This is a genomic window from Streptomyces sp. NPDC058864 (genome assembly GCF_042742985.1).
In the GTDB taxonomy this organism is placed as follows: domain Bacteria; phylum Actinomycetota; class Actinomycetes; order Streptomycetales; family Streptomycetaceae; genus Actinacidiphila.
The window spans coordinates 1-11,028 of the sequence record NZ_JBHYMQ010000132.1; the positions used below are offsets into that span (position 1 = coordinate 1).

8 protein-coding genes are annotated in these 11,028 nt (G+C 72.1%); 1 reads left to right on the forward strand and 7 read right to left on the reverse strand.

Annotation, left to right across the window (positions count from 1 at the left end; genetic code table 11):
• The 7 genes from ACFW3D_RS41455 to ACFW3D_RS41485 form a co-directional block, all read right to left on the reverse strand.
• Positions 1–1,037: hypothetical protein (locus ACFW3D_RS41455; RefSeq protein WP_500513613.1), on the reverse strand; the 1,037-nt coding region annotated here is incomplete at its 3' end.
• A 167-nt stretch (positions 1,038–1,204) separates the two neighbouring features.
• Entirely contained in the window at positions 1,205–3,049 is a 1,845-nt protein-coding gene (locus tag ACFW3D_RS41460) for an HtaA domain-containing protein (protein ID WP_500513614.1), read from the reverse strand.
• Complete coding sequence (locus tag ACFW3D_RS41465; protein WP_500513615.1) at positions 3,046–3,969, reverse strand: hypothetical protein; 924 nt, start codon at positions 3,967–3,969, stop codon at positions 3,046–3,048. Before ACFW3D_RS41465 ends, ACFW3D_RS41460 begins: the two co-directional genes overlap by 4 nt.
• The gene (locus tag ACFW3D_RS41470; protein ID WP_500513617.1) at positions 3,966–4,835 is read right to left on the reverse strand and encodes a heme ABC transporter ATP-binding protein; all 870 of its coding nucleotides are present in this window, start codon (positions 4,833–4,835) and stop codon (positions 3,966–3,968) included. The genes ACFW3D_RS41465 and ACFW3D_RS41470 overlap by 4 nt, the downstream gene beginning before the upstream one ends.
• Positions 4,826–5,956 (reverse strand): FecCD family ABC transporter permease, encoded by a 1,131-nt coding sequence (locus ACFW3D_RS41475; RefSeq protein WP_500513618.1) that lies wholly within the window; start codon positions 5,954–5,956, stop codon positions 4,826–4,828. Before ACFW3D_RS41475 ends, ACFW3D_RS41470 begins: the two co-directional genes overlap by 10 nt.
• Entirely contained in the window at positions 5,953–7,095 is a 1,143-nt protein-coding gene (locus ACFW3D_RS41480; RefSeq protein ID WP_500513619.1) for a heme/hemin ABC transporter substrate-binding protein, read from the reverse strand. The genes ACFW3D_RS41475 and ACFW3D_RS41480 overlap by 4 nt, the downstream gene beginning before the upstream one ends.
• A 308-nt stretch (positions 7,096–7,403) precedes the next feature.
• Positions 7,404–8,057, reverse strand: a complete 654-nt coding sequence (locus tag ACFW3D_RS41485) for a biliverdin-producing heme oxygenase (protein ID WP_500513620.1) — start codon at positions 8,055–8,057, stop codon at positions 7,404–7,406.
• Between the two features lie 347 nt (positions 8,058–8,404).
• On the opposite strand from ACFW3D_RS41485, the gene ACFW3D_RS41490 reads away from it, so the two are divergent.
• The coding region (locus tag ACFW3D_RS41490) for a DUF8696 domain-containing protein (protein WP_500513622.1) at positions 8,405–11,028 on the forward strand (2,624 nt) is incomplete at its 3' end.

Sequence of the window (11,028 nt, forward strand, 5' to 3'; positions counted from 1 at the left end):
CGGTCGCCGGCGTCGATGGTCCAGGTGAACTCACCGGCCTGCTCCGGCACCGTCGCCGTGATCGTCTGCTCGCCCTCCGACGCGGGCGGATCCGTCGGCCCGGTGTCCTCGGTCGTGTAGGTGAGGGTGAGGGGGGTGGCGGGCTTGGCCGCGTCGCGGGCGCCACCGGAGGTGAACCAGTACGAGGACTGCCCGGTCAGCTGCTGGAAGTCCACGAAGTCCTGCGGGAACGAACCCCAGTACGCCTGGTTCGCCGCCGACTTCGCCGGCTGACCCGTCGTCCCCGACGGAACCGTCACCGACTCCCCCAGATAGTCCGGCGTCACCGTGAACCCGGACGACCCCAGCTCCACATGACTCAGCTTCGCCAGCGTCACCGTCCTCGCCGGCAACGCCACCCACTTGCCCGGGTCGTTCATGTCCGCGCCGTAACCGGTCGCGGTCGCCGTCAACGTCCCCGAACCGTCCGCGTCCACCGTCAACGTCGGATCCGACGCCGACCAGTACGTCAACCCACCGTAGAACACGGACGTGAACGAACCCGTCCAGCGGATCGACGCCGTACGCGCGGCCGTGTCGACCGTCCCCGTACCATGGCTGAACACCACCCGGTTACGCGTCAGCGAACCCGTCGAACCCGCCGACACCGCGGCCCCGTTCGCATCCTGGCACTTCGTCGCCCACGACGGCTGCCCGAACTCACCCGCGGCGTTCGGCTTCTCCACCGTGACGTTGCCGTCCCGCGTCGAGTAGAAGCCGTCACCCTGCGCCCACAGACGACTGGACCCGGTGTTCCCCGCCTTGCCCGCGGACAGGAAATTGCAGCCCCCGAAGAACGCACCACCCCCCTGCTCACCACTCAGCCCCCACGCGAACGAGGCATCCGACACCGACACCGAAGCCGCCGAAGCCGAACCGGCCCCCACGACCACCACACCCGCCGCCGACACCACACCCACCACGGCACCGGCGAGGGCGCGGGTCGCGAGACGGGTGGCACGGGGGGTGAATCTCGCGCCGGTCCGGCGCGTGCTCATTCGATACATTGGTTTCTTCTCTCCTGCAGAGAATCGGGTGGGACACGTCGTGTCCCGCTGGTCGAGGGGCTGGGCGGGCATGCCCGGCCCCTTCGGCTTGTACGGGTGTCCGGCCCTGGCGGGCGGCCTCACCCCCTTCCGCCGGTGGTGGGTGCCTGGTCGGCGGGTCAGCGGTGGACGCCGGCGGTGTGCCTGCGGCGCCGGGCGAGGACGACCAGGGCCGCGCCGACGGTGGCGCAGGCCGCGGCGGCCGCGAGAGCCCCGGCGGAGTGGGCGCCGATGCCGGTGCTGGCCAGTTCACCGGGACGGAACCGCGTGTCGGGGACGAGCGCGGAGTCGTCGCCCGCGCCGCCGGTGTCCTGTCCGCCGGTGGTGTCGTCCGGGCCCGTGGTGGGCGCGTCTCCGGTACCGGTGCAGCCGTTCAGGTGCACGGTCGCGTCGTCCAGTTGCTGGCCCTTCCGGTAGAAGCTGCTCCCGTTGAAGGTGAAGGCCTTGGTGTCCTCGATCGCCGTGCGCACGGTGCGGGTGACGCCCGAGGCTCCGGTCTCCGCGGTGCTGCCGGACAGGTCGAGGGAGGCCAGGGCGACGTCGTCCCGGGCGTCGGTGGTGGGCTCGGTGTCCGGCGCGCTGACGGTCAGGCTGACGTCCGCGTAGAGGGTGCCGGTCTTGCCGTGGACGACGAGGCGCGGCTGGGCGATGGCGACCTTGAAGTAGTGGGCGGGGTAGGAGTAGGTGACGCGGCCCGCGTACTGGACGGTGAAGTCGTCGGGCGAGGTGTAGGCGGAGCTGGACTCGAAGGGCCACTGGTAGGTGCCGGTGGTGTTCCTGCCCGCGACGGCCAGGTCCTGGGCGAGGATCTTCAGGCCGTCGTCGGCCGTGATGCCGTTGCCCGTGGGGCCGCCGACGTAGGAGCGGAAGCTCTTCTTGAAGCCCCAGGTGAGGCTGCCGCCCTTGACGGCTCCGGCGACCTCGCAGCCCTCGGTGGTGCCCGTCGTGCTCCCGGACGGTGACGCGCCGACCGTACCGGCGGGGGACGACGGGGTCGTGGTGGCCGCGGGCGTGGTGCCGGGCCCGGTGGGCGTGGGGGCGGCGGTGCCGTCGGGCCCGATGGTGTAGGTGAGGGTGAGGGGGGTGGCGGGCTTGGCCGCGTCGCGGGCGCCGCCGGAGGTGAACCAGTACGAGGACTGCCCGGTCAGCTGCTGGAAGTCCACGAAGTCCTGCGGGAAGGAGCCCCAGTACGCCTGGTTCGCCGCCGACTTCGCCGGCTGACCCGTCGTCCCCGACGGAACCGTCACCGACTCCCCCAGATAGTCCGGCGTCACCGTGAAACCGTTCGAGCCCACCTCGACGTTGCTGAACTCGGCCAAGGTGACCGTGGTCTCCGGGACCGGGACCCACTTGCCCGGGTCGTTCATGTCGGCGCCGTAGCCGGAGGCGGTCGCGGTGAGCGTGCCGGTCCCGTCGGCGTTGACCATCAGGGTCGGATCCGACGCCGACCAGTACGTCAACCCACCGTAGAACACGGACGTGAACGAACCCGTCCAGCGGATCGACGCCGTACGCGCGGCCGTGTCGACCGTCCCCGTACCATGGCTGAACACCACCCGGTTACGCGTCAGCGAACCCGTCGAACCCGCCGACACCACGGCCCCGTTCGCATCCTGGCACTTCGTCGCCCACGACGGCTGCCCGAACTCACCCGCGGCGTTCGGCTTCTCCACCGTGACGTTCCCGTCCCGCGTCGAGTAGAAGCCGTCACCCTGCGCCCACAGACGACTGGACCCGGTATTCCCCGCCTTGCCCGCGGACAGGAAATTGCAGCCCCCGAAGAACGCACCACCCCCCTGCTCACCACTCAGCCCCCACGCGAACGAGGCATCCGACACCGACACCGAAGCCGCCGAAGCCGAACCGGCCCCCACGACCACAACACCCGCCGCCGACACCACACCCACCACCACACCGAGTACGGAGGCGATGCGCGAGCGGCTGCCGCTTCTCTGGGTCGTCACTTGTTCCCCGTTTCGGTGGACGTGGCGGTGCGCCTGCGCCGGCGCAGCAGAAGGAAGGTCGCGAGGACGGCGACGGCCACGGCGGCGCCGAGCATCGCCAGACGGCCCGCGCCCGTCGTGGAGGTGGCGCTGACGACGGGGTCCGCCGCGACGGTGGTCGTCGGGTCGCCGGCCGGCGCCGGTGCGGCGGCCGGCGAGCCGGTGGTTGCGCGCGGGGCCGCCGAAGAGGGCTCCGCCGTACCGGGACCGGCGGCGGGGGTGCCGCCGCGCGTCGGCGACGCGCCGGGCCGCGCGGACTTCGTGGCGGGGGCGGGCTTCGACGGGGTGGTGAAGCGGACGGGCGTGAACGTCTCGTTGTCGGGGTTCGCCACGCCGTGCGCTCCGATGGTGATCACCCCGCACTGGACCTTGCGGCAGTCGACCTGGCGGATCGTTCCGTCGCGGCCCTTGGCGGGGAACACGGCACCCGGTACGACCAGGGTGGCGTCCCAGGTGCCGTCGGCCTTCACGGTGCCGCCGTTGGCGGCGTAGGCGGTCGGGTCGCCGGGGAAGGCCACGAAGCGCTGGTAACCGTGGTTGTCCTTGGTCTCGGAGTCCTGGACGTAGACGTAGTCCTCGCCGCTGGTGCCGCCCCGGCTGGGCCGCCAGGTGCCGCTGACGGTGCCGAACAGCACGTAGACCCCGCCGAATCCGTTCTTCACGGACTGGAAGCCGGCCCCGTGCAGGCGCAGTTCGCTCGCGTAGTCGGGATCGGCGGTGGCCGGGGACACGGTGACCCGGGCGGCCGCCGTGGCCGGGGGCGCGGGCACCAGGACCGCGGCGGCCGTGATCAGGGCGGCGGTGACGAGGGTCCACAGCAGGTGCCGTCCGCTTCCCGGCCGCGCGGGCGGTGGCGTGACGAGCTGGAGGGGTGTGGTCATGGTGTGGGCGTTCCTTTGCCGTGCCGTCGAGGTCCGACCATCACCGCGCCGGTGACGGGGTGCCGGTACACCTCGATGGGAAGCTGATAGACCTCTTCGAGCAGGGGCTCGGTCAGAACCGCCGCGGGCTCGCCCCGTTCGACGAGCCGGCCCGCGTGCAGCACCGCGATCTCGTCGGCGTAGGCGGCGGCGAGTTGCAGGTCGTGCAGTACGGCGAGCACCGCCTGTCCGCTGTCGGCGCAGGCCCGGGCGGTCCGCATGAGCTGTTCCTGGTGACGCAGGTCGAGGGCCGCGGTCGGTTCGTCGAGGAGCAGGACGGTGGTGTCCTGGGCGAGGACCCGGGCGAAGGACGCGCGCGCCTGTTCCCCGCCCGACAGCGTCGGGTAGCGGCGGTGCGTGAAGCCGGTCATGCCCGCGGCGGTCAGGGCGCGGTCGATCGCGTCCTCGTCGGCGTCCTCGGCGTCGGTGCCGGCCCAGGGGGCCCGTCCCATCGCCACGACGTCGCCCACGGTGAACGGGAAGGACAGCGTCGCGCGTTGGGGCAGCACCGCGCGGCGGCGCGCGAGGTCGCCCGGATGGGTCGTGGCGACGGGCAGGTCTCCGACCTGGACGGTCCCGGCCGTGGGTGGCTGGTCTCCGGCAAGCAGGGACAGCAGGGTCGACTTGCCGGCGCCGTTGGGGCCGACGACGGCGAGCAGGGTGCCTGCGGCCAGGTCGAGGTCCACGTCCTTCAGCAGCCAGGTGCCACCGATGCGCAGGCCGATTCCCCGGGCGGAGAGCGCCACCGTTCCCGGCTCCGGCGGCCGGGGCAGGGGGGCCCGGCGTCCGGTGAGCCTGCCCAGTGCGGCTCGCGCGTTCACGTCCATCCTCCCGCCCGTGCGCGGGTGGTGCGCAGCAGCCAGAAGAAGAAGGGGCCGCCCACCAGGGCGGTGAGCATGCCGATCGGGAGGTCGGCGTAGGCGATGACGGTTCTGGCGACGACGTCGGCGGTGGCGAGGAGCACGGCTCCGCCGAGCATGCTGGCGGGGATCAGTACCCGGTGGCCGGGGCCGACCGCCATGCGGACGAGGTGGGGGACGACGAGCCCGACGAAGCCGATGATGCCGCTGAAGGCGACCGCCGCTGCGACCATGACGGCGATGAGCACGATCGCGGTCACACGCAGGCGTTCGACATTGACACCGAGGTGCCGGGCGGCCCGGTCGCCGAGGGAGAGCAGGTCGAGCCTGCGCGCCAGCAGGCAGGCGCCGATGAGGCCGGTCACGGCGAACGGCGCCACACTGCCGACGTACGCCCAGCGGCTGCCGTTGAGGCTCCCGAGCTGCCAGAAGACGATCTGGTCGCGGGCGGTCTGGCTGCCGAAGAACATGCAGAACGCCAGTCCTGCGCCGGCCACGGCGTTGATGGCGATACCGGTCAGCACCAGGGTGACCACCTCGGTGCGGCCCCCGGACCGCGACAGCAGGTAGACCAGCAGCACCGCGACCAGTCCGGCCAGGAAGGCCGCCGCGGGGACGGTGAACCGGCCGACGACGTCGATGCCGGCGACGATGACGAAGGCCGCGCCGAGCGCCGAGCCCGCCGACACCCCGACGACGCCGGGCTCGGCGAGCGGATTGCCGAAGACGCCCTGCATCAGCGCTCCGGCGGTCGCCAGGACCGCGCCGACCAGCAGCGACATCACGACGCGGGGCATGCGGATCTGCCACAGGGTGGATTCGGCGAAGGGGTCGCCGATCGGGTGCCCCAGGCCGAGCGGCCCGGACAGGCGGTGCAGCACCGATGTCGCCGCGTCGCCGAACCCGATCCCGTACTGCCCGAGCGCGGCCGAGCCGAGTCCGACCACGACCAGGGCGATGCCGAGCGCGGTGAACAGGGCCGCGCGCGCGGTGCGTCCCGCGGGGGTGCCCGTTCCTGCCGCCGGTCCGGACGGTTCTGTCGTGGCGGGGCCGCTCCTGGGCCGGGTGGCCGTGTCGAGTGCGGTCATGACGCCGCTCCCGCGGGGGACGACGGGGCGAGCGAGCCGGGTGCGTAGACGGCGCGGGCGAGTGCGTCGAGCACCCGGGCGGTCAACGGCCCGAAGGACAGGACCTGGTAGTCGCTCATGTCGACGATCCGGCGGCGCTGCCCGGCCGGGGTCTGGGCGACGCCCGGCAGGCTCAGCGCCCCCTCGACGCCGCCGACGGACTCCAGGCCCTCGCTCATCATCATGATGACGTCGGGCTTGGCCTTGGCCATGGCCTCGGCGTTCAGCGGGGTGAAGCCGTTGATGCCGGCCTCACCGGCCACGTCGACGGCCCGCAGCGCCTTGATGAGCGAGTCCGCTCCCGACCCCTTGCCGAACAGGTAGTAGACACCGGCCTGACCGCGTGCGTAGAGGAACATCACACGCGGACGGCGTGCCGCGTCGGCCGGGACGACCTTCGCGATCTGCGCCTGCTCGGCGGCGATCTCCTCGTGCAGCCGGTCGCGGAGCTGCCGGCCCTCGGCCTTCACGCCGAGCGCGGCGGAGACCTCGTCGACGAGGGTTCCGACGGTGTCCAGCGAGCGCTTGGCGCCCACCACGACCACCGGCACGCCGGAGTCCCGCAGTTGGAGGACGACGCTCCAGGGGCCGAGGGTGGTGTCGGTGATGAGCACGGTGGGGTGCAGCGCGAGGATCGCCTCGGCGTTCAGCTGGTGTCCGCCACGGGTGACCAGCGGCAGCTTCGCGGCGGCCGGGAAGCCCGTCGACTGGTCCCGGCCGACCAGGTGGCCGCCGAGGCCGAGGCCCTGGACGGTCGCGGCGAGGCTGCCGTAGAGGTCGAGCGCCAGGATCCGGTCGGTGCTCCTGACGGTCACCTTGGTGCCCTGTACGTCGGTCACCGTGGCGGGGAGCACGGGACGGGCCGACGGGGTCACCGGGGTGATGTCGGCGTCCGCGACGGTGGCGGTCGTGGGACCGCTGTAGGAGCGGGGGTCGGCCGGCGGGCGCACCTGGTCCCACGGGACGGTGCGCTGTGCGCCCGCCTGCCCGGGGCGGGTGGCGTTCGCCGGTGCGTCGCAGCCGGCGAGGAGCACCGGGACGACCAGCAGGAGCCCGAGCAGGACGCGTCGGGGCGGTGAGGTGCGTGGTGCGGGCGTCACGCCGCGACCGGTGGTGGACGACGGCGGACGCGGGGGCCGGGGCTGTCTGTTGCCCGTCACAGGGCTGCCTCCATTAGGGCGACGGGGGCGGATCGGGCTCCCGTCCGACAACGTCCGCGGCTCGCGCGGACACGGTGGTACACGTTTTGGACATGCCAGGGCCCAGGCCAGGGCCGCCGTGGATCAACTCCCCGTTGAACTTAGGTAAGCCTAACCTATCTTCATGGGAAGGGGTGGAGGTCCGGGAAGTTCGGCGGAATGCCCCGGAATCCCCCTTCCGGGGGCCGCTCCCCGCGACCCGGCCCCGCTCAGGCGGTGAGCGGGAAGAGCGCGTCGAGGTCCGCGAAGACGGCGCTGTTCAGAGCGAAGGCCGTGCGGCACTCCTCCACCACGCGCTGCTTCTCCAGTTCGTCCACGGGCAGGGCGTCCAGGAGTGCGCGGTACCGACGCTTGAAGGCGGCGGGGTTGTCGATGCCGTCGAAGACGTAGAGGCGGACTCCGTCGCCCTTGTGTTCCAGGCCCCAAGTCCGTTCGGCGATGCTCCTGATGACCTGGCCGCCCGAGAGGTCGCCGAGGTACCGGGTGTAGTGGTGCGCCACGTATCCGGCCGGCCAGGTCGCGGCCACCTCGGCGATCCGTTCCGCGTACCGCCGGGTCGCGGGCAGCGGCGCGACACGGTCGCGCCACGCGTCGCCCAGCAGGTGCCGCAGGTCGCGTTCGAGTGCGGCGACCCTCATCAGCTCCGGCTTCAGGAAGGGCCCGGCGACCGGGTCCTGGGCGAGCGGTCCGGCGGCCTCCTCCAGCGCCCGGTACACGAAGTAGAGCTGTTCCGTGTAGCGGGCGTAGGCGTCCACGGCGAAGCGCCCACTCAACAGGTTGCCGATGAACGGTGCGTTCTCGGCCTCAGTGTGCCGATCACGGCTCGCGGTGCGAATGACCGTCGAAAAAGGGGATGTTGTCAAGGTTCCTCCCTGGTCGTGCTCACGGCCATGCTTGCAACTTAGGGTCCCCTAAGTCAACATGTTGTCGACGGTCTGTCGGCATGATAGATAGGTTAGGCTATCCTAACTTCGCAGGATCGGACCGGGCCCCGGAAGGCATCGGTCCGGAGCGCACGAAGGGGCCCGGGCGGCTCGACGCCGTCCGCCGGCCCCCGGGCACTGGGTGGGACATCGTTGTCGACACCGTCCGGCGAATGCCGTGTCCGCGGTGGCCACAGCCCGCCCGCGGACCGCACCACGGGGGTCGGGGCAAGCCGCCGGCCTGCCTCTCCATCAGCCGAATTCCCCTTCGACGAGCGGACTTGACAGTGCGTTCCAGACCATTCCCCGCACGGATCACCGTCGGGCTCGCGGCAGTCGCCACGGCACTGGCGGTGGCCGCACCCGCGCCGGCCCACCTCGCTTCGGCGGAAGCGGCCCAGGTGACCGCGGCCGACGCCACCGTGGCCACCACCGCCCAGGCCGCACGGGCCGCCCGGACAGGCCAGGCCGCGGCATCCGATCCGGCGTTCGCGGCGCAACCGCAGCCGCAGACCGTGCCCGACGGCGGGTCGGTGACCTTCACGGTCGACTTCCCCGGCGCCCGCTTCTACACGTGGTACCGCACGGACACCAAGGGCAGCGTCCCGCTGCCGGGCAGCAACACCGCGGCCTACACCTTTGCGGCCGACTATGCGGACAATGGCGCCACTTACTCCGTCAAGGTCTTCGACAGCGGCTTCGCCCAGCACACCTCCGACGGGGCCCGGCTCACGGTCACCCCCGTCGCGGCCGGCGTCGTCGAACCGCCCCACGACACCTCCGTGCAGGCCTACCAGACCGCGCGGTTCACCGTCGGCGCCGGCGGCACCGGCCCGTTCACGTACCAGTGGCAGCGCCAGGACTCCGCGGGCGCGGCATGGTCGGACATCGCCAAGGCCACCGGCGCCGACTACGCCTTCACGTCCCGCCCCGCCGACGACGGGGCCCGGTTCCGGGTCGTCGTCGACAACGGCCACGGCCCGTCCGCCACCTCCTCGGCGGCCGGGCTCAGCGTCATCTCCGGCGGGGGAAGCCTCGACCCGGTGAGCCATGCGAGCCTGGAGTGGGGCGTCAACAACATCTACCAGGGCGGCAACCCGGCCAACGCCGGCTGCAACTTCTTCTCCGCCGGAACCCAGCAGAAGTTCCAGGACCGGCAGGGTGCCGTACGCATCGTCCACCGGGTCCCCGACGGCACCGCCCAGGGCATCTCCGACGCCACCAAGTGCATCCCCGGCGCCGGGTCGCAGCTCAACCAGCGCGTCCTGTTCACCGAAGGCACCGGAACCGCCAATCCCGTCACGGGTGAGGCGACGATCCACTGGGACGGCGCCTTCACCGCCAACGCCTACGCGGGCATGGTCACCTGGTACGTCAAGGACCCCACCCTGACGATCGCCGAGGACGGCACCGGCACGCTCACCGCCACCAGCGGCGGCATGGGCTCCAGCCGCGACAACCCGGGCGAGCAGGAGGAGGTGCCCGCGCGCCGGGTCACCGTCGCCACATTCGACCAGGTACGCCTCGACACCACCGCGGGACCGGACGGCGGGGTGCAGATCTCCCCCACGTTCTCCGGCGTGGACTACTTCCCCCTGAACGACGGCGTGCGTTCCACCACCTCCGCCATCGCCGGCTCCGTCAAGGAGGCCAAACCCGACTGGGGTTCGTGGCCGGAGTCCTTCGTCGACTTCCAGTACGAGACCGGCCTGTCCAGCTACTGGCACACCAGCGGCCTCAGCGACGACCACGACAAGCCGCCCTTCGACGTCTCGGTACGCTTCGACTCCGCCCCCGACGTCAAGGACGTCCCCGTCATCCTCGCGAACCCCTCCACGACCGCCGCCGCGCCGTACGTCGAAGGCCGCGACCTCACCGTCACCGCCGACGTCGACGGGGACGCCGGGCTCCAATGGGAGCGCTCCGGCTCGGCCAACGGCCCGTGGACGGCCATCGACGGCGCGACCGGGGAGTCCCTGACCATCGCGGGCATCGACTCCTCGTGGAACAACACCTACGTGCGCATCGTGGCGACCAACGACGACGGCCGGGCGGCCTCCACGGCCCTGCTGCTCAGCACCGCGCCGTACTCCGCACCCGCCTTCACCGAGCCTCCGCGTGACCTGGCCGCCATCCAGGGGACCAAGCCCCTCGTGAAGTTCCGCGTCACCGGCAACCCCGCCGTCGACCCCGCCACGATCGTCCTCGAACGCAGCGACGACAACGGCGCCACCTGGCAGCGCTGGACCGGCGCCCAGTACGCGCAGCCGATCGTCGGCGGAACGCAGCAGTTCACCCTCCCCGCCGTCCCGCTCGACGCCGACGGGGCGTCCGCACGCATCGTCGCGGCCAACGCCGAGGGCGCACGGACGGTCTCCGACCCCTTCTCCGTCCGGGTCTTCCGCGCCACGGGGAAGCCGCAGCTCGTAACGGTGCCCGGCACCGAAGTGGACCCCGGCACCACCACGCGCCTGACCGTCATCGGGGCGGGCTTCGACGTCCCCGACTGGCCGAGCTCCACGCTCACCTACTCGCTCGACCTCGGTCTCTTCGACGCCGACACGTGGCAGCCGGGCAATACGGGGAACCGCGACTGGATCGCGACGTCGCCGGACACCAGCGGCGGACAGCTCTACTACGACTCCATGCGGTCCGCGGGCGGCGCCTTCACCGTCTCCCTCACCGTCCCCGCCGGGAAGCTCACCCCCGGTCGCAGCTACGGCATCGGTGCGTTCCTGCGCCTCACCGACATCACGACGTGGAAGGACACCTTCGACGACCGCACCCTGGACGCCTGGACGCCCCTGTCTCTCACCACGGATCCGCCCGCGTCGGAGGGCGAGCAGACGATCACGGCGACGGTGCCGGAGCAGGCCGGTGAGTTCACCTGGACCATCGACGCCGGCGACCG